General features: G+C 62.8%; 17 protein-coding genes. 5 read left to right on the top strand and 12 right to left on the bottom strand.

Annotation, left to right across the window (positions count from 1 at the left end):
- Positions 1-69: 69 nt before the first annotated feature.
- The gene (locus tag BM300_RS19750) at positions 70-1,443 is read right to left on the bottom strand and encodes a GTPase/DUF3482 domain-containing protein (protein WP_063323937.1); all 1,374 of its coding nucleotides are present in this window, start codon (positions 1,441-1,443) and stop codon (positions 70-72) included.
- Entirely contained in the window at positions 1,436-2,803 is a 1,368-nt protein-coding gene (locus tag BM300_RS19745; RefSeq protein ID WP_092463729.1) for a DUF2868 domain-containing protein, read from the bottom strand. The genes BM300_RS19750 and BM300_RS19745 overlap by 8 nt, the downstream gene beginning before the upstream one ends.
- 86 nt (positions 2,804-2,889) lie before the next feature.
- Between BM300_RS19745 and BM300_RS19740 the strand changes: the two genes are divergently transcribed.
- The gene (locus BM300_RS19740) at positions 2,890-3,402 is read left to right on the top strand and encodes a dihydrofolate reductase (RefSeq protein WP_092150021.1); all 513 of its coding nucleotides are present in this window, start codon (positions 2,890-2,892) and stop codon (positions 3,400-3,402) included.
- Between the two features lie 59 nt (positions 3,403-3,461).
- Here BM300_RS19740 and BM300_RS19735 read toward each other — a convergent pair whose 3' ends face one another.
- Complete coding sequence (locus BM300_RS19735; RefSeq protein WP_092463726.1) at positions 3,462-4,853, bottom strand: L-cystine transporter; 1,392 nt, start codon at positions 4,851-4,853, stop codon at positions 3,462-3,464.
- 242 nt (positions 4,854-5,095) lie between these two features.
- On the opposite strand from BM300_RS19735, the gene BM300_RS19730 reads away from it, so the two are divergent.
- Positions 5,096-6,151, top strand: coding sequence for an HAD family hydrolase (locus BM300_RS19730; RefSeq protein ID WP_092150027.1), 1,056 nt, complete (start codon positions 5,096-5,098; stop codon positions 6,149-6,151).
- A 248-nt stretch (positions 6,152-6,399) separates the two neighbouring features.
- On the opposite strand, the gene ilvD is transcribed toward BM300_RS19730, so the two are convergent.
- From ilvD to BM300_RS19705, 4 genes are all read right to left on the bottom strand, one after another.
- Positions 6,400-8,241 (bottom strand): dihydroxy-acid dehydratase, encoded by a 1,842-nt coding sequence (gene ilvD / locus BM300_RS19720; RefSeq protein ID WP_092150030.1) that lies wholly within the window; start codon positions 8,239-8,241, stop codon positions 6,400-6,402.
- A gap of 258 nt (positions 8,242-8,499) precedes the next feature.
- A complete protein-coding gene (locus BM300_RS19715) occupies positions 8,500-9,705 on the bottom strand; it encodes an MFS transporter (RefSeq protein ID WP_092463723.1) in 1,206 nt (401 codons plus the stop codon).
- A 245-nt stretch (positions 9,706-9,950) separates the two neighbouring features.
- Positions 9,951-11,147 carry a class I SAM-dependent rRNA methyltransferase gene (locus tag BM300_RS19710; RefSeq protein WP_003206543.1) on the bottom strand — a complete coding sequence of 399 codons (1,197 nt, stop codon included), beginning with the start codon at positions 11,145-11,147 and terminating at the stop codon, positions 9,951-9,953.
- Between the two features lie 111 nt (positions 11,148-11,258).
- Positions 11,259-11,798, bottom strand: a complete 540-nt coding sequence (locus tag BM300_RS19705; RefSeq protein WP_092463720.1) for a type 1 glutamine amidotransferase domain-containing protein — start codon at positions 11,796-11,798, stop codon at positions 11,259-11,261.
- 232 nt (positions 11,799-12,030) lie between these two features.
- On the opposite strand from BM300_RS19705, the gene BM300_RS19700 reads away from it, so the two are divergent.
- From BM300_RS19700 to BM300_RS19690, 3 genes are read left to right on the top strand one after another with little or no spacing between them, the layout of a single operon-like run.
- A complete protein-coding gene (locus BM300_RS19700) occupies positions 12,031-12,846 on the top strand; it encodes an HDOD domain-containing protein (RefSeq protein ID WP_170845996.1) in 816 nt (271 codons plus the stop codon).
- Between the two features lie 30 nt (positions 12,847-12,876).
- Positions 12,877-13,689 (top strand): bifunctional DNA-formamidopyrimidine glycosylase/DNA-(apurinic or apyrimidinic site) lyase, encoded by an 813-nt coding sequence (mutM, locus tag BM300_RS19695; protein WP_072346173.1) that lies wholly within the window; start codon positions 12,877-12,879, stop codon positions 13,687-13,689.
- Positions 13,690-13,741: 52 nt separating this feature from the next.
- Complete coding sequence (locus BM300_RS19690) at positions 13,742-14,062, top strand: multidrug transporter (protein WP_092150036.1); 321 nt, start codon at positions 13,742-13,744, stop codon at positions 14,060-14,062.
- A gap of 161 nt (positions 14,063-14,223) precedes the next feature.
- Here the strand turns inward: BM300_RS19690 and BM300_RS19685 are convergent, their stop codons facing one another.
- The 5 genes from BM300_RS19685 to BM300_RS19665 all read right to left on the bottom strand — a co-directional run bounded on the left by BM300_RS19685 (position 14,224) and on the right by BM300_RS19665 (position 19,027).
- Complete coding sequence (locus tag BM300_RS19685; protein ID WP_003206534.1) at positions 14,224-14,475, bottom strand: YfhL family 4Fe-4S dicluster ferredoxin; 252 nt, start codon at positions 14,473-14,475, stop codon at positions 14,224-14,226.
- Between the two features lie 137 nt (positions 14,476-14,612).
- Positions 14,613-15,092 (bottom strand): pantetheine-phosphate adenylyltransferase, encoded by a 480-nt coding sequence (coaD, locus tag BM300_RS19680; protein WP_003177462.1) that lies wholly within the window; start codon positions 15,090-15,092, stop codon positions 14,613-14,615.
- A gap of 251 nt (positions 15,093-15,343) precedes the next feature.
- Positions 15,344-16,939 carry a GMC family oxidoreductase gene (locus BM300_RS19675; protein ID WP_072346177.1) on the bottom strand — a complete coding sequence of 532 codons (1,596 nt, stop codon included), beginning with the start codon at positions 16,937-16,939 and terminating at the stop codon, positions 15,344-15,346.
- 84 nt (positions 16,940-17,023) lie between these two features.
- Positions 17,024-17,569, bottom strand: a complete 546-nt coding sequence (locus tag BM300_RS19670; protein ID WP_092463717.1) for a twin-arginine translocation pathway signal protein — start codon at positions 17,567-17,569, stop codon at positions 17,024-17,026.
- A 27-nt stretch (positions 17,570-17,596) separates the two neighbouring features.
- Complete coding sequence (locus BM300_RS19665; protein WP_092463715.1) at positions 17,597-19,027, bottom strand: coniferyl aldehyde dehydrogenase; 1,431 nt, start codon at positions 19,025-19,027, stop codon at positions 17,597-17,599.
- Positions 19,028-19,128 lie beyond the last annotated feature (101 nt).

Here is a 19,128-nt window from a genome sequence, read left to right as displayed (position 1 = left end):
ACCCCAGCGGGGATAAATCCCCTCGCCACAAACGGTGGCCACCCTATCCACGGTTCAGGCAGGAGGTGTCTAGAGCTGCTCAGCCAACTGCTCAATCAGTTCCTGGCGTTCTGCCTGGCTCAATCGCGGTTGAGGGTTCAGCGACGACCACTGCGGATGCGCCCGCGCCTTGTTCAAGGCGTCGGGCAGCTTGCCCTCGCGCCAGGTCTTGTCCTGGGGTGTGGCGATGCGGATGCTGTCCATCGCCGCATGGCCGCGCTGGTCGAGGGCTTGCAGCAGTTGGCGTTGGCGCAGGGCCAACAGGCGCAGCACGCTGTCGTCCACGGTCAATTCCCGTTGCCCCTTGAGCTTGCCCATCAGCCGGTTGCCATAGCTGCGGGCGGTTTGCAGGGTGCCGCCGACAATGGCCCCGGCCAGGGCGGCGGCGCCAAGGGTCAGGCCGCCCACCAGCAAATCCACGCCAGCCCCGGCCGCCGCACCCGCCGCGATCCCACCGCCGACGCGTACGCCCAGTTGCTTGAGAGTCTCGGGGTTGAACAGGTCATCGCCCCAGCGCCCGTCGAGCAGCGGCAGATCGCTGGCAGCGGCGTCCTGGGGACGAAAAGCGTAAAGCTTGAGCAGGGCCTCGACGCAGCGCTGCTCGCGCTGACGCACCGCTTTGCGCAGTTCACTGATGGCCTCGCGTTCCAGTTCGGCGTCGCTGGCGACGCTGCGTCGGCAGGCGGCGCAGTCGATCAGCAGTTCGGCGATCAAGCGCGCCGCGCTCTGCTGGCGGGCCAGGCGTTGGACCTGTTGATCGGCGACCAGGCGTTCCAGTTGCCCACGGGCGCTTTCCAGCAACAGCGCGAGGCTCTCATACAGGCGTCGCTCGCCGTCCTCGGGCGGAGCCACACTGTCAAAACGCACCAGGGCGTGCAGCCCCAAGCGCGCCAGCGCTTCGCGCCAGTCGGGCTCGCGATGGTGGGCGCTGCTGACGAAATTCAACACCGGCAGCAGCGGCTTGCCACAACTGGCGAGGACTTCCAATTCATCGCGGTACTTGGCCAGCACCGGCTCCCGGGCGTCGATCACATAAAGCCCGGCGTCGCTGGCGAGCAGTTGTCGCAGCACTTTGGCTTCTTGTTCGAAGCGTTGCCGCGCCTCGCTGCCCTCGAGAAAGCGGGCCAGGCGCGCCGGGCCATCGAGGCGTTCGCCAGGACGCTCCAGGCGCTCGAGGTAATCGAGCAGGGCGATGGCGTCTTCCAGGCCCGGCGTGTCGTACAGTTCCAGCAGCGCTTCGCCGTCCACCGACAGGCGCGCACCTTCGACATGGCGGGTGGTGCTCGGGCGATGGGACACTTCGCCGAAGCCGACGTCGCGGGTCAAGGTGCGCAGCAGCGAGGTCTTGCCCACGTTGGTGTGGCCGACCACCGCCAGCTTCAGCGGCTTCATGGGTTCAGTCATGGCCGGTCTCCAGCCAGTTCAAGGGCATGCAGTCGGCGAAGGGCAACTGCAACTGTTGCAGTGCGGTGTGCCAGTCGCCCAGGCGCTCGGCGTCCAGCGCTTCGCCAGGCGGCGCCTGCAACAGCCAGACGCGGGTGGCGCCGGCACTGCGGGCCAGCTCGGCGATCAGCGCCAGGCTGCCGCGGTCCGGCGAACGGCGTGGGTCGCAGGCAATTGCCAGGCGCGCCGGCGCAAAGCGCGACAATTGTTCGAGAAGTTTGTGGCGCGACTCGCGGCTGTCGAGAATGCCGGCGCTTTTCACGGTTTCGGGCAGCTTGGGCGGCCAGGGCCGATCGTCCAACTCGATTGCCACCAGCAGCGCGCCGTCGCTGTTTATTGCACTGACAGCATTTTCGATGGGATGCAATTGCGCGGGGGCGGCGTCGTTGACGCCCAGTCGCTCGCTGCTGGGCATCAGCCGTTCACGCAATTGGGCGTAGCCCGGCAGGTTCAGGTCCAGGCGCAGCGTGGCGCGACCGAGCCGCCAGCGCCACAGGCACAACAGTGCCAGGCACAAGCGCGGCAGCAGGCCATAGACCAGCAGCACACCGACCAGCCAGGCAGCCCAGGCCTGGCGCGCACTTTCGATGTTCAGGGCGGCATCGCCACTGGCGCGGATCATTTCCACCGTCGGCACGCTGAAACCCAGTAGGGCGGGCAGCGCACCGAGGGCCTGGGTCATGGCGACGAAGGTCTCGCCGCCGAGGAGGGTGGTTTCCCAGACGAAGCCGTAGCGCCGGGTCGCCATCAACATCAGTACGATGACCAGCGCGCTGAGCATCGCCAGCAGCCACAGGCTATTGACCAACACGCCAAGAGCCCAGCGATTGAGCTTGTGCCGTTGCAGCAACAGCAGCAGGGCCGGCGCCAGTTGGGCGGCCTTGGCATCGCGGGCGAGTTTTTCGCTGAGCCACAACCACAGGCGTCCCAGCGTGGCACCTTGCTCGCCAGCGAATATCAGGCCCAGTGCCCAGCTGATGAGCAGGATCAGGTTCAGCCCTAACAGGCTGCCCAAGGCCCAGAACACATTGACCGGTGCCTGCCCGTCGCCGAGTGCGGCAAACCCCAGTCCGGCGCCGCTGATGATGGCGATCAGCGCCAATGCGATCAGCGCCAGGCGCGCCCCTTGCAACCAATGGCGCAGGGCCTCGGTGAGGCCATCGCGCTCGGCCAGCCAGCGGGCGCGGTGGTGGATGCGAGTGGCTAAGTCGCCGCCGGCCGCACGGGCCAGGCGATTGGCTTCCTGGTCCTCGAGCGGGCCGGCGTGTTCTTCACGCAGGCGTATCGTCTCGGTCAACCAGAGGTTCTGCAGTACTGTCACGAGGGTTTCCGTTGCTCGAATGAGGGTTGAGCATAACCGCTGTGAAGCCTGTCGGGGTACGCCGAGCCTCTGGTATCCTCGCCGCCATGAACAAAACTCTCCCCCTAAGCCTGATCGCAGCCCTCGGTGAAAACCGTGTGATCGGCGTCGACAACAGCATGCCCTGGCACCTGCCCGGGGATTTCAAATACTTCAAGGCCACCACCCTGGGCAAGCCGATCATCATGGGACGCAAGACCTGGGATTCCCTCGGTCGACCGCTGCCGGGACGCCTGAACATCGTGGTCAGCCGTCAGCCGGGCCTGGTGCTGGAAGGCGCGGAGGTTTTTTCCACGCTGGAGGCGGCGGTGGCGCGGGCCGAGGCGTGGGCAATGGAACAGGGCGTCGATGAGCTGATGTTGATTGGCGGCGCGCAACTGTACGCCCAGGCGCTGGCGCAGGCGGATCGGCTGTACCTGACCCGCGTGGCCTTGAGCCCGGAGGGGGATGCGTGGTTTCCGGAATTCGATTCGAGCCAGTGGACGTTGGTCTCGAACCAGCCGAACCCGGCTGAAGGGGACAAGCCGGCCTACAGCTTCGAGGTGTGGGAGAAACGTTGAGACAAGCGTAGATCGTTCCCACGTAGCGTGGGAACGATCAATCGATCAGGTGCCCCCCATCAAGCGTGTACCAACTCCCCATGCGCCTCGGCATCGAGCAACGCCTTGTCAGTCTGCTGCATCACCTGGCTGGTAATCGCCCCGGCGGTGATCGAGCCGCTGACGTTCAACGCCGTACGGCCCATGTCGATCAGCGGTTCGACGGAAATCAGCAACGCCACTAGCGCGACCGGCAACCCCATGGCCGGTAGCACGATCAGCGCGGCGAACGTCGCGCCGCCACCGACCCCGGCCACCCCGGCCGAACTCAACGTCACGATCGCCACCAGCGTCGCGATCCACACCGGATCCAGCGGGTTGATGCCCACAGTCGGCGCGACCATCACCGCCAGCATGGCCGGATAAAGGCCGGCACAACCGTTCTGGCCGATGGTGGCGCCGAACGAGGCGCTGAAGCTGGCGATCGTCCGTGGAATGCCGAGGCGGCTGGTCTGGGCTTCAATGCTCAACGGGATGGTGGCCGCGCTTGAGCGGCTGGTGAAGGCGAAGGTCAGCACCGGCCAGATCTTGCGGAAAAAGCGCAACGGGTTGATCCCGGCAGCAGACACCAGCAGGCCATGGACCACGAACATCAGGCCCAGCCCCAGGTACGACACCACGACAAAACTGCCGAGCTTGATGATGTCCTGCAGGTTGGAACCGGCCACCACCTTGGTCATCAGCGCCAGCACACCGTACGGCGTCAGCTTCATCACCAGGCGCACCAGGCGCGTCACCCAGCTTTGCAGGGTGTCGATGGCGTTGATCACTTTCTGGCCTTTCTCCACGTCGTCCTTGAGCAACTGCAGCGCCGCGACCCCGAGGAACGCGGCGAAGATCACCACGCTGATGATCGAGGTCGGCTTGGCCCGGGCCAGGTCGGCAAAGGGGTTTTGCGGAATGAACGAAAGCAGCAATTGCGGGACATTCAGGTCGGCGACCTTGCCGGCGTAGTCGCTCTGGATCACTTGCAGGCGCGCCAGTTCCTGGGGGCCGGCCACCAGGCCTTCGGCGGTCAGGCCGAACAGGTTGGTCAGGCCAATACCGATCAGCGCGGCGATGGCGGTGGTCAGCAGCAGCGCGCCGATGGTCAGGAAGCTGATCTTGCCCAGGGACGAGGCGTTATGCAGGCGGGCCACGGCGCTGAGGATCGAGGCGAAGACCAGCGGGATAACGATCATTTGCAGCAACTGCACGTAGCCGTTGCCCACCAGGTCGAACCAGCCGATCGAGGCCTTGAGCACCGGGTTGCCGGCGCCATAAATCGTGTGCAGGGCGAGACCGAACGCCACGCCCAGTACCAGTGCCAGCAGCACTTTCCTGGCCAGGCTCCAGGTGCGGTGACGGGTTTGTGCCAGGCCGAACAGCAAGGCGAGGAACACCAGAAGATTGAGGGTCAGCGGCAGATTCATCAAAAAGACTCCGACAAGGCGTGCCAGTCGCCCGAAGCCGCGACTGTGAGCCGGGAAGCCTAACAGCCTGATAACTAATGAATTAATACTAAAAACGCATGTAGATTGTCGTTTATGGAATAAGGCAGCGACGTTTACGGATATGTCGCTGGCGCAATCAAGACGCAGGCGGTCGCGGGTAGGCGAGGACTGTCACAAGCATTTGTTAGCGTCGAGTTCTTTTGAACCCGGGAGAAATGCCGATGAAACTCGCACCTCGTTTTCTCGCTGTCGCCTTGAGCCTTGGTCTCGCCGGCCAGGCATTGGCCACCGATCTCAAACACTGGCCGGCGGAACAAGCCAAGGCTCTGGAGACGATGATCGCGGCCAACGCCAACAAGGGTAACTACGCGGTGTTCGACATGGACAACACCAGTTACCGCTACGATCTGGAAGAGTCGTTGCTGCCGTTCATGGAGAACAAGGGCCTCATCACCCGGGAAAGCCTGGACCCGTCCTTGAAGCTGATGCCGTTCAAGGACACCGCCGATCACAAGGAAAGCCTGTTCAGCTATTACTACCGCCTGTGCGAAGTGGATGACATGGTCTGCTACCCATGGGTGGCCCAGGTGTTCTCCGGCTTCACCCTCAAGGAACTCAAGGGCTATGTCGACGAGCTGATGGCGTCCGGTAAACCGGTGCCGACCACCTATTACGATGGCGACAAGGTGGTCCAGTACAACGTCAACCCGCCGAAAGTCTTCACCGGCCAGGCCGAGCTGTACAACAAGCTGATGGAAAACGGCATCGAGGTCTATGTCATGACCGCCGCTTCCGAAGAGTTGGTGCGCATGGTCGCCTCCGATCCGAAGTACGGCTACAACCTCAAGCCGCAGAACGTCATCGGCGTGACCACGCTGCTCAAGGACCGCAAGACTGGCGAGCTGACCACCGCGCGCAAGCAGATCACCGCCGGCAAATATGATGAGAAGGCCAACCTCGGCCTGGAGTACACGCCTTACCTGTGGACCCCGGCGACCTGGATGGCCGGCAAGCACGCGGCGATCCTGACGTACATCGACGAATGGAAAAAACCGGTGCTGGTCGCTGGCGACACGCCGAGCAGTGACGGCTACATGTTGTTCCACGATGTGGACGTAGCCAAGGGCGGCATCCACCTGTGGGTCAACCGCAAGGACAAATACATGACCCAGATTAACGGCATGATGGCCAAGCACGCTGCCGCCCAGGCCAAGGAAGGACTGCCGGTGACAGCGGACAAGAACTGGGTGATCGTCAAGCCGGAAGATATCCAGTAACACGGCATCAAAGAGGCAAGGTATTGCCTTTGTGGCGAGGGAGCTTGCTCCCGCTGGGCTGCGTAGCAGCCCCAAAACCTCCAAATGCGGAGTATCAGACACACCGCACCTGCCGGTTTACGACTGCTTCGCAGCCGAGCGGGAGCAAGCTCCCTCGCCACGGGGAATCATGTGGTTCCAGAGTCCGAACAGGCGCCCAAAAAAAGCCCCGCACTTGGCGGGGCATTTTTTATTGCGACTAACGACGCTTACAAGCCGTCGAGCATCGCCTTGTTACGCACCGCGCCCTTGTCGGCGCTGGTGGCGAGCAGGGCGTAGGCCTTGAGGGCCGTGGTGACTTTGCGTGGACGCACTTCCACCGGTTTCCAGCCTTTGTTGTCCTGTTCGACGCGGCGCCCGGCCAGCTCTTCGTCGCTGATCAACAGGTTGATCGAGCGGTTCGGAATGTCGATCAGGACCTTGTCGCCGTCGCGCACCAGACCGATGGCGCCGCCCGCCGCAGCCTCCGGCGAAGCGTGGCCGATGGACAGGCCCGAGGTGCCGCCGGAGAACCGGCCATCGGTCAGCAAGGCGCAGGCTTTGCCCAGGCCCTTGGACTTCAGGTAGGAGGTTGGGTAGAGCATTTCCTGCATGCCCGGGCCGCCTTTCGGACCTTCGTAGCGAATGATCACGATGTCACCGGCCTTCACTTCGTCAGCGAGGATGCCGCGCACCGCGCTGTCCTGGCTTTCGAAAATCTTCGCGTTGCCTTCGAACACATGGATCGACTCGTCGACACCGGCGGTTTTCACCACGCAGCCATCCAGGGCGATGTTGCCGTAGAGCACGGCCAGGCCGCCTTCCTTGGAATACGCGTGCTCGACGCTGCGGATGCAGCCGTTTTCACGGTCGTCGTCCAGGGTCTCCCAACGGGTCGACTGGCTGAACGCGGTTTGCGTCGGAATGCCCGCCGGGCCGGCCTTGAAGAAGTGGTGCACGGCCTCGTCGGTGGTCTGGGTGATGTCCCACTTGGCGATGGCCTCGGCCATGCTCTTGCTGTGCACGGTCGGCAGGTCGGTGTGCAACAGGCCGCCACGGGCCAGGGAGCCGAGGATGCTGAAGATCCCGCCGGCGCGGTGCACGTCTTCCATGTGGTACTTCTGGATGTTCGGCGCGACTTTGCACAGTTGCGGCACATGACGGGACAGGCGGTCGATGTCGCGCAGGTCGAAATCGATCTCGGCTTCCTGGGCAGCGGCCAGCAAGTGCAGGATGGTGTTGGTGGAACCGCCCATGGCGATGTCCAGGGTCATGGCGTTTTCGAACGCCTTGAAGTTGGCGATGTTGCGCGGCAACACCGACTCGTCGTTCTCACCGTAGTAGCGCTTGCACAGCTCGACGATGGTGCGGCCGGCCTGCAGGAACAGCTGTTCGCGGTCGCTGTGGGTGGCCAGGGTGGAGCCGTTACCTGGCAAGGCCAGGCCCAAGGCTTCGGTGAGGCAGTTCATCGAGTTGGCGGTGAACATGCCGGAGCACGAACCGCAGGTCGGGCAGGCGCTGCGCTCGTACTCGGCAACCTTCTCGTCGGAGGCGCTGGAGTCGGCGGCGATCACCATGGCGTCGACCAGGTCGAGGCCGTGGCTGGCAAGCTTGGTCTTGCCGGCTTCCATCGGGCCGCCGGAGACGAAGATCACCGGGATGTTCAGGCGCAGGGCGGCCATGAGCATGCCCGGGGTGATCTTGTCGCAGTTGGAAATGCACACGATGGCGTCGGCGCAGTGGGCGTTGACCATGTATTCGACGGAGTCGGCGATGATCTCGCGGCTGGGCAGCGAATAGAGCATGCCGTCATGGCCCATGGCGATGCCGTCGTCCACGGCGATGGTATTGAATTCCTTGGCAACGCCGCCCACGCGTTCGATTTCCCGGGCGACCAACTGACCCAGGTCCTTGAGATGCACGTGACCCGGTACGAACTGGGTGAAGGAGTTGGCAATGGCGATGATCGGCTTCTTGAAGTCGTCATCCTTCATCCCCGTGGCGCGCCACAAGGCACGGGCGCCGGCCATGTTGCGGCCATGGGTGGATGTTTTCGAGCGGTAATCAGGCATGGAGCACTCCGGGCGGCTAATCAGATATCAAAGGGGAAGTGAGCTTCTGTTGACGTTCTGGAACACCGGGGATTGGCCGAGTGTCCGGAAGTGGCCGATGACTTTGCAGGATCGCTGCGCGCCTCAGCATGAGCTCATAAACCCGCCGGGGATGAATGGCGATGAATGTCGCGATTCTACACCGCTGGCGCCAGGATGAAATGACGCAAAGCGCTGATCGGGCGCCAATGTCGCGCTTGAGATGACGACTGGCAACGCTCAGCCGGCCAACAGCGCCCTGTGACGGTGCCGGGCCAGGCTATTGAGCCCCAGCCCCAGGGCGCTGAGCAGCATCAGGCACAGGGCCAGCGTCATCTGCCTGTCCAGCGGGGTGAGGCTGATCGCAGCACTGGTCAGGCCGCCGACGATGAAGATCAGCACGCTACCGGCCGAGGCGGACGTACCGGCTTGCTCCGGGAATCTGTTCATTGCCAGGGTATGGGCCGCCGCCCGGGCAATGGTCGTTCCGGCGGTGCACACGATCATGGGCAGCAGCAGGGTGGTGACCGACAAGCCCAATTGGCTGGAGAGCCCAAGCATCAGGATCCCCGCCGCCAGGATCAGGCCAAGGCCTGTGATGATTTGCGTCTGGGGGGCGATTCGATTGCTCAGCACGGTCGCCACCGCTCCGCCGCCGATATAAGCCAGTCCGTAGCCCAGCAGTGCCCACGAAAAGGCCTCGGGCGAGAGTTGTAACTGATCGATGAGCAGCAGCGGCGAAATGACGATAAACGAAAAGTGGCAGGAAAAGGCCAGTGCCGATGTCAACCAATAGGTCATGAAGCTGAAGTCGCCACAGACCTTTCGATAAGACGCAATGAAGTCCAGGCGCTGGCGTGGGCGACCCGCGGGGGAAGGTTTGAGTAACAGGCTGGCGCCCACAAACACGCCGACCGCCAGGACCACGAACACCAGGAAGCTGCCGCGCCAGCCCATCCAGCTTTGTAGTCCGGTGCCGGCCAGGGGCGAAACGGAAATGAAAATGCCGCCGCAGGTGACCAGGAATATACGCAGTCGCTGCTGCTCCCGGCCTGTGAACAAGTCCTGTATCAACGCCTGGGACAGCACGAAACAACCGCAGCCCAAGGCCTGGACGACGCGGAAGAACAGAAAGGACCAGTAGCCATCGGCGAGCACGCAACCTGTTGCCCCGACCGCTGAAACGCTGATCCCGATCAACAGCAGGTTCTTTCGCCCCATGACGTCGGAGAGTGGGCCAACCAGCAGTTGCGAAAGGGCGATGCCCACCGCGAACAGGCTGACAGACAGGGCAATGTCCGACGATGGACGTTCGAACTGCTCGGACAGAGCGGGGAACGAAGGCAGCACGACGTCGATTGGAAAGACCCCGAGCAGTGTCAGGGTCAGTAATAGGCCGACGGTGGCGGGTTTGCGGGCGGCCAGGTGGTTTTGCGGATCAGTCATCGAACAGTTCCAGGACGTACCTGAGGGTCGCTTTCAATCCTAATGCGTCATGCCAGCCAGGCGAGGGGGAGATTGAGTAGGAAGGTTCTGGTAATGACGTGGGGGGACTCCTACAGACGTTTGCTACTTATTGACTTTTGCGCCAGGGACTTATTCAGGCACGCAAAAAAACGCAGCCAAGGTTGCGGTCAGAATGCAATTGGAGTGCGCGGGGCACAGCGCTACGGCACTGGCCCCGCCTGGCCTCAGCTGTTGGGCAACAGCCGGCAGGTGATGCTCTTGATGTAGCGGGTTTCGGCAATGGCCGGGTGTACCGGATGGTCCGGCCCCTGGCCGCCGCGTTCGAGCAGTTGAATGTTGCGGTCCAGGTGACGAGCGCTGGTCAGCAGGATGTTTTGCAGGTCGTCTTCGGGCAGGTGCATCGAGCACGATGCGCTGACCAGGATGCCGTCCTTGCTGAGCAGGCGCATGGCTTGTTCGTTGAGGCGGCGATAGGCGCCCTCACCGTTTTTCAGGTCTTTCTTGCGCTTGATGAAAGCGGGTGGGTCGGCCACGATCACGTCGAAGCGTTCTTCGCTGGCCTTGAGCTCCTTCAGGGCTTCGAACACGTCGCCTTCGATGCAGGTCAGCTTCTCGGCGAAGCCGTTCAGCGCGGCGTTGCGCTCGACACCGTCGAGGGCAAAGGCCGAAGCATCGACGCAGAACACTTCACTGGCGCCGAACGCTGCGGCTTGCACGCCCCAGCCGCCGATGTAGCTGAACAGGTCCAGGACGCGCTTGCCCTTGGCGTACGGGGCCAGGCGTGCGCGGTTCATGCGGTGGTCGTAGAACCAGCCGGTTTTCTGGCCTTCCATGACCGGCGCTTCGAACTTCACGCCGTTCTCTTCCAGGGCGACCCACTCCGGCACCAGGCCGAACACGGTCTCGACGTAGCGGTTCAGGCCTTCGGCGTCACGGGCTGCGGAGTCGTTCTTGAACAGGATGCCGCTGGGCTTGAGCACCTGGGTCAGGGCGGCGATCACGTCGTCCTTGTGGGCTTCCATGGTGGCAGAGGCGATCTGCACCACCAGGATGTCGCCGAAACGGTCGACCACCAGGCCTGGCAACAGGTCGGAATCACCGTAGACCAGGCGATAGAACGGCTTGTCGAACAGCCGCTCGCGCAGGGACAACGCCACGTTGAGGCGGTGCACCAGCAGGGATTTGTCCAGCGGCAGCTTCACGTCGCGGGACAACAGCCGGGCGCAGATCAGGTTGTTGGGGCTCATCGCAACGATGCCCAGCGGCTTGCCGCCGGCGGCTTCGAGGATGGCCTGGTCACCGGCCTTGAAGCCGTGCAGCGGGGTGGCGGCTACATCGATTTCGTTGCTGTAGACCCACAGGTGGCCGGCGCGCAGGCGACGGTCGGCGTTGGCTTTGAGGCGCAGGCTAGGCAGGGACATGACGTCGCTCCGGAAAAAAGAGCGGGAGTATACCGTGTTGCAACCGTGGCGGGGCTGGTGGTGGACATGTGGTGAGGAAGCGGGCTCCCTCACCACGGTATCGGGCAGGTTTCAGTCGGACAACGCGCTGATCAACTCGCGGTTGAACGCCGGAATGTCATCGGGCTGACGGCTGCTGATCAACGTGCCGTCCTTGACCACTTCCTTATCGACCCAGTTCGCGCCGGCGTTGACCAGGTCATCCTTGAGGGTCTTGTAGCTGGTCATGGTCTTGCCCTTGACCAGCCCGCTCGACACCAGCAACCAGCCGCCATGGCAAATCACCGCAATGGGCTTGCCCGCCGCCTCGAAGCCCTTGACCAGTTTCTGGGCATCGGTGTCGATGCGGATGGTGTCGGAGTTCTGCACGCCACCGGGCAGCACCACGGCGTCGTACTGTTCGACATTGGCCGCCTTGAAGGTCAGGTCGATCCGAAAGTCGTCGGCCGGCTGGTCATGGTTCCAGCCTTTGACCTGGCCTTCGCGGGCCGAAACGATGTCAACTTTGACGCCGGCCTGTTCCAGCGCCTGTTGGGGGCCGGTCAGTTCGGCCTGTTCAAAACCGTCGGTCACGAGGATGGCGACACGTTTGTTGTTCAGGGAGCCAGGCATGAAAAATCTCCTCAAGCTGAGTGGCTGGGTTGCCGACTCAAGCCTTATGCAGGCTTGGCTGTCGGCCCTGTAAGGTCCGAAGCCAATGCCTGAAGGAAAGTTCCGCCGATCTACCCGGCGGTGTATCGGATCCATCTTTAAGGGTTAGAATCCCCGCCTGACACCGGAGTGTGTACTCATGTCCAAAGAACTTTCCGCCGAACAAATCCAACAGTCCTTGCAAGGCATCAGCGTGCCGCCCCAGCCGCAGATCATGGTGGATCTGCAGATGGAGCAGTACATGCCCGATCCGGACCTGGAGACCATCGCCAAGCTGATCTCCCACGATCCGGGTCTTTCCGGGGCCTTGCTCAAGATCGTCAACTCGCCGTATTACGGCCTGCGCAACAAGATCACCTCGATCCAGCGAGCGGTGAATCTGCTGGGCAGCCGTTCGATCATCAACCTGATCAATGCGCAGTCGATCAAGGGCGAGCTGCACGACGACGCCATCGTGACCCTGAACCGCTTCTGGGATACCGCCCAGGATGTGGCGATGACTTGCCTGACCCTGGCCAAGCGCGTCGGCCTGGAGAACGGTGACGAAGCCTATGCGCTGGGGTTGTTCCACGATTGCGGGGTGCCGTTGATGCTCAAGCAGTTCCCCAGCTACATGGGCGTGCTGGAAGAGGCCTACGCCAATGCCAGCGCCGAGTGCCGGGTAGTGGACACCGAGAATCGTGAGTTCAACACCAACCATGCGGTGGTCGGTTACTACACTTCCAAATCCTGGCGCCTGCCGGATCACGTCAGCCAGGCCATCGCCAACCACCACAATGCCCTGGCGATTTTCAGCGACGAGTCTTCACGCAATAACAGCCAGTTGAAGAATCTGCTGGCGATCCTGAAGATGTCCGAGAACATCTGTGCGTCCCACCGGGTGCTCGGCAATCAGGCCGAAGACCACGAGTGGGATTGCGTCGGGAGCCTTGTGCTCGATTACATCGGGTTGTCGGAATACGACTTCCAGACCCAGAAACAGGAAATTCGCGACCTCGCCACTCGTTGAGTGCGGGGCTTCGCCTGATTCGAGAGCCTCATGCCAGAACTGCCGGAAGTCGAAACCACCCGTCGCGGCATCGCGCCCCATCTTGAAGGCCAGCGGGTCAGCCGCGTGGTGGTCCGCGACCGCCGCCTGCGCTGGCCGATCCCGGAAGATCTCGACGTGCGCCTTTCGGGCCAGCGCATCGTGCAGGTGGAGCGGCGGGCCAAGTACCTGTTGATCAATGCCGAGGTCGGCACGTTGATCAGCCACCTGGGCATGTCCGGCAACCTGCGCTTGGTGGAAGTCGGCATGCCGGCCGCCAAGCACGAGCACGTCGACATCGAGCTGGAATCCGGCCTGGCCTTGCGCTACACCGACCCTCGCCGCTTTGGCGCGATGCTCTGGAGCCTTGACCCGTTCAATCACGAGTTGTTGATTCGTCTTGGTCCCGAGCCGTTGACCGAGCTGTTCGATGGCGAACGATTGTTCCAGCTCTCGCGGGGGCGGTCCATGGCGGTCAAGCCGTTCATCATGGACAACGCGGTGGTGGTGGGGGTGGGCAATATCTACGCGACCGAGGCCCTGTTCGCCGCCGGCATCGACCCGCGCCGGGCCGCCGGAGGCATTTCCCGGGCGCGTTACCTGAAGCTGGCGATCGAGATCAAGCGCATCCTCGCCCATGCCATCGAGCGCGGTGGCACCACGCTGCGGGACTTTATCGGCGGGGATGGCCAACCCGGCTATTTCCAGCAGGAACTGTTCGTCTACGGCCGGGGCGGGGAGCTGTGCAAAGTCTGCGGCACGGGGCTGCGGGAAATCCGCCTGGGCCAGCGCGCCAGCGTCTGGTGTCCACGCTGTCAGAGCTGATTTGTCCTACGGTCTATAGTCAGTAGTATTGATTTAGCCGAAGGATCGCCCGATGAAACTGCTTCGACCTGTCGTTTTAGCGCTGCTGCTGAGTGTCGGTTTGCCTGCCCTGGCAAGCGAAGGCAGCGGCGATCCGCGCTACACCATCCAGAACCCGCCGGCCTTCGCCATGCTCGGCGACCTGCTGATTGCTCGTCCGCTGCTGCTCGCCGCCACGGTGATTGGCGCCGGGGCATTCGTGGTGTCGTTGCCCTTTACCGCGCTGGGCGGCGGGGTCGGCGATGCGGGGAAGGCGTTGGTGGTGGACCCGGCCAGGGCCACGTTCGTGCGATGCCTGGGGTGTGTGGGGGAGGGGTTTGAGCGGCAGGAGTGAGGCCGGCAACTGAGTCTTGGTGCTGCTGATGGCCCCTTCGCGAGCAAGCCCGCTCCCACAAGGGATTTGCTTAAGATACACATTCTGTGGACATAGCCGATCTCTGTGGGAGCGGGCTTGCTCGCGAAGAGGCCCGCACAAACGCTACAGAGGCTTCTGGCTCAAGCTTTGCCAGTAATCTTGCGATATTTCGCCATCAACTGTTCTTCAGTTTCCGGATGAGCCTCGTCCAGGGGGATGCAATCCACCGGGCAGACCTGTTGGCACTGGGGTTCGTCGTAATGGCCGACACACTGGGTGCACAAGTTCGGGTCGATGACGTAGATCTCTTCGCCTTGGGAAATGGCCTCGTTCGGGCATTCGGGTTCGCAGACGTCGCAATTGATGCAGTCGTCGGTGATGATCAGGGACATGCGGGCTCCTGCCGGGGCGTTGGGCCCGGGCATATGAAAAACGTATGGGCGCAATTGTGCCGCATTGGCGAGCGCAGTGCACGCGGGCGCGATGGACTGCGCTGTGCCGGGCTGCGCAGCGGGTCGCAGCCCGCGAGTTATTTCTTGAAGCGCAGGGTTAGCGCATCGGCCACGGCCGGGTGGACGAACTTGGTGATATCACCGCCCAACGCCGCGATTTCCCGGACCAGGGTCGAGGAAATGAAGGAATAACGCTCCGACGGCGTCAGGAACAGGCTCTCGACGTCCGGTGCCAGTTGGCGGTTCATGTTGGCCAGTTGGAACTCGTACTCGAAGTCCGAGACCGCCCGCAGGCCGCGCAGGAACACATTGGCGTTCTTTTCCTTGGCAAAGTGCGCCAAAAGCGTCGAGAAGCCGACCACTTCCACGTTGGGCAGGTGCTTGGTGACCTCGCGGGCCAGTTCCACACGTTGTTCCAGCGGGAACAGCGGGTTTTTCTTCGGGCTGGCGGCGACGGCAATGATCACGTGGTCGAACAGGCGCGCGGCGCGTTCGACCAGATCGCCATGGCCCTTGGTAATAGGGTCGAAGGTACCTGGGTACAACACTCGGTTCATCGCGTCGTCCTGGCGGGAGTCCGTTGGGGAGTCGGATGGTATCGCAGCCTTCTCGGTCGGCCAAGTCGGCTGTTGCGTAAGAAAGCACTATAGACGGTGCGAATAATCCGGATATTCAGATGTTCGGTAAGCCCGTGGCGAGGGAGCTTGCTCCCGTTTGAGCGCGAAGCGCTCACAAAATGGGTCTGCTGCGCAGCCCAGCGGGAGCAAGCTCCCTCGCCACGGGTTCGTTGTTTTTTTCAATAAATGGTTCATGGGTTTTTCAGGCGTTCGGCCAGGGCCGTCGCTAATTGCGCGGTCAGCCCATACACCGATAATTGCGGGTTGGCGCCGATGCTGGTGGGGAACAGCGAGCCGTCATGGATCGACAGGTTGCCCAGTTGGTGATGGCGGCCAAGGCTGTCGGTGACAGCGGTTTTCGGGTCTTCCCCCATGGCGCAACCGCCCATCACGTGGGCGCTGCCCAGGCGTGTGCGGTACAAAGCCAGGTCGAGTCCGTCGATCAGTGTGCGGGCTTCGGCCAGGGTCTTAACGTAGCGGGCATCGCTGTGCAAGGGCATGACCGCCTTGGCGCCGCCGGCAAACTGGATCTCGGCCATGCTGTGGAAGGCCCGGCGCAAGCCATCCCAGGCATACGGCGTAACGGGATAATCGAGCACGGGCGTGCCGTCGCTGCGCAATTCGACGCTGCCGCCGGGGCTGTCCGGATGAAAGCCGTCGCGCAACAGTGCCAACATGGCGTGGGTATGGGGCAGTCGGGACATGTGCAAGGCGTTCTCGGGACCGAACCCGCCCAATAGCGTCGCGGCCAGGGCCGGGTGCAAGGGCGGGACTTCAAGCTTGTAGGACATTTTGCCGGTGGTGCCGTCCTGCCATTGGAAATGATCCGAATAAATCGATTGCGGCGCGCCGTAGAATGGGTTGATGACCTCGTCGAACTGCCCGGCGGACATGTTCACCAGATGCAGGAAGGTGCGTTTGCCCAGGCGTCGATGTGGATCCGGCGCATCGGAGCGCAGCAGCAGGCCTGGGCTGTTGATGCCGCCGCCCGCCAACACATAGTGCCGCGCCTTGACGGTGATGCGCCGCCCTGTCGGTGCCACGCAACGCTCGTCCATGGCTTGGCACTCGAGGCCGATGACGGCATCGTTTTTGAGCGTCAGACGCTCGGCCCGCGCCAGATAAAGCAGCGCGCCGCCCTTGTCCAGCGTGGCCGGGATGGTGGTGACCAGCATCGACTGCTTGGCGTTGGTCGGGCAGCCCATGCCGCAATAGCCCAGGTTCCAGCAGCCGCGTACGTTGCGCGGGATAACGTGCCAGGCGTAGCCCAATTGTTCACAACCTTTGCGGATCACGTCGTTGTTGGCATTGGGCGGAATCAGCCACGGCGCCACGCCCAGGCGTTGTTCCATCTGCGTAAACCAGGGCGCCATTTCAGCGCGGCCGTGGCCTTTTACGTTGTGCTCGGCAGCCCAGTGGTCGAGGGTCTGGTCAGGCGTGCGGAAGCTGGAGGTCCAATTGATCAGCGTCGTGCCACCGACGGCCCGGCCCTGGAGAATGGTGATGGCGCCGTCCTTGCTCATGCGCCCCAGGCCTTCCTGATACAGGCTGCTGTAGGCCTGGTCTTCGAGCAGCGTGAAGTCATGACTGGTCTTGAGCGGACCTTCCTCGATCAGCAACACGCGGTAGCCGGCGGCGCTGAGGATTTCGGCCGTGGTGCCGCCGCCAGCACCGCTGCCGACGATGGCCACGTCCGCTTCCAGGGTCAGGTCCTGGGTCAGTTGCGCACCGTTGTAGGTGGTCCAGCCACGGGCCAGGCCTTCGCGGAAGGGATCGGGTACGGGCATGTGCAGGGTTCTCTTATTATTATGGATGGACGATGAAGAACCCTGTGGGAGTGGGCTTGCTCCCACAGGAGTTGGGCCTGGCTTTCAAATCTTGGGCGGTCCTGGATACCCGCAGTGCGCCCAGGCTTCGGATTGGGTGTACCAGGCCATCATCACCAGTTGCAGCAACGAGCTATGGCCTTGACGCAGCAGATCCAGCGAACTGTTTTCCCACCGCCCGAGGAACTGGTGGATGTCATCGGCACTGGCGTTTTCCCACGAGCCCCAGACCCCGGTCAGCGGCCCGTGGGTAATCCCCAGCGTGAGCACGTCGAACAGTTGGCGCGTGAGTTTGAGCATGGTGGGGGACAGGTGGGCCAGGCTGCTGTCCAGGCTTCGCAGGGTCGCGTCCGTGGCGGTGCTAATCTGTCCGGCGGCCACTGCGCCGTCCAGCATCACGGGGATGACGCTGCGTAAAAATGGCAGGTCGCTGTCGCGCAGGGCCGCCAGGCCGTTGCTCGGTTGGCTGGGCGAACAACCGCTCAAGCTGGCGCCCAGGCCGACGGTGGCCAGGAAGGCGCTGGCGCCGAGGCTGAACTTCAGCAGGCCGCGCCGTGACAGCGCGGGTGTATCGGTGAGGCTTGGGTTCATTATTGTTATTACCCGGGAAGAGGCGCGTCAGCGGACAAACAGCTTCTGGATCAGTTTCTGCAAAGGCTTGCCGTAGGGCGGATAAATCAGCTTCGCGGCGTTGAATCGCTGTTTGGTCAGCACGCCCTTGGCCTTGCTGAAGGTCAGGAAACCCTCATGTCCGTGGTAATGCCCCATTCCCGAGGGCCCGATGCCGCCGAACGGCAAGTCGTCCTGGGCGACGTGCAGCAGCGTGTCGTTCAGGCAGACACCGCCGGAATGGGTTTCATGGAGTACACGGTTCTGTTCGGCCTTGTTGTAGCCAAAGTAGTAGAGCGCCAGTGGGCGGGGGCGCTGATTGATGTAGGCAAGCGCCTGGCTCAGATTGTCATAGGGCACGATGGGCAGCAGCGGGCCGAAGATCTCGTCCTGCATGACGGTCATCTCGTCGCTGACATTGAGCAGCAGGCTGTGGGCCATGCGGCGGTCTTGGCCCTGGTCGAACAGTTCGATCAGCAGCGCGCCCTTGCTGGTGGCGTCGCTGATGTAGCCGTTGAGTCGCGCCAGCTGTCGTTCGTTGATGATTGCTGTGTAGTCCGGGTTGTTCGCCAGGGTCGGATAAAACCCGCGTACCGCCTCGCGATAGGCCTCAACGAACTCGCCGACGCGATTCTGCGGTACCAACACGTAGTCCGGGGCGACACAGGTTTGCCCGGCATTCAGGGTTTTGCCGAAGGCAATGCGTTCGGCGGCATCCTTGATGGGGACATCGACCGACACGATGGCCGGCGATTTCCCACCCAGCTCCAGAGTGACCGGGGTCAGGTTTTCGGCAGCGGCCCGCATGACATGCTTGCCGATGCTGGTGGCGCCGGTGAACAACAGGTGATCGAAGGGCAGCTTGGAAAACGCCATGCCGATTTCCGCCTCGCCAAGCACCACGCAGACCAGGTCCTGGGGGAAGACCCGGGCCAGCAATTGCTTGAGCAGCAAGCCGGTCGCCGGTGTCGATTCGCTGAGCTTGAGCATCACCCGGTTGCCCGCAGCCAATGCCCCTACCAGCGGCCCGATGGCCAGGAACAGTGGGTAGTTCCATGGCACGATGACGCCGACCACGCCCAACGGCTGATAGATCACTTTGGCCGATGCCGGTTGAAAGGCCATGCCCACCTTGCGCCGGGAGGGTTTCATCCAACCCTGGAGATGTCGGCTGGAGTAATGGATACCGTGCAGGCTCGGCATCAGTTCGGCCAGCAGTGTTTCGTCGGCGCTGCGGTGGCTGAAATCCTGGCTGATGGCGTCGATCACGGCTTGTCGTTCGTTGCTCAATACCTCGCGCAGTGCCTTGAGCCATTGTCGGCGCTGTTCGGCCGGTGGCATTGGATGGGCGGCGTAGGCCTGGCGCTGGGCATCGAAGAGCGACCGCAGCTCGTCCAGTTGTTGTTGAGACTCGTGCAGGTAGGCAACGTCGGCAGGCATCGTCGGGCACCGGATATTATTAGAGTGGGTGTTTTCTAGAGCTTATACTCTAGAAAGTCAATGGCATCCGTAACGGCGATGGGTTTTTCCTGTGACCGATA

Origin of the sequence: Pseudomonas sp. NFACC46-3 (assembly GCF_900114515.1) — a bacterium.
GTDB lineage: Bacteria > Pseudomonadota > Gammaproteobacteria > Pseudomonadales > Pseudomonadaceae > Aquipseudomonas > Aquipseudomonas fluorescens_Q.
Note: the sequence above shows the minus strand (reverse complement) of the source record. Positions and strands in the feature narration are given on the sequence as shown.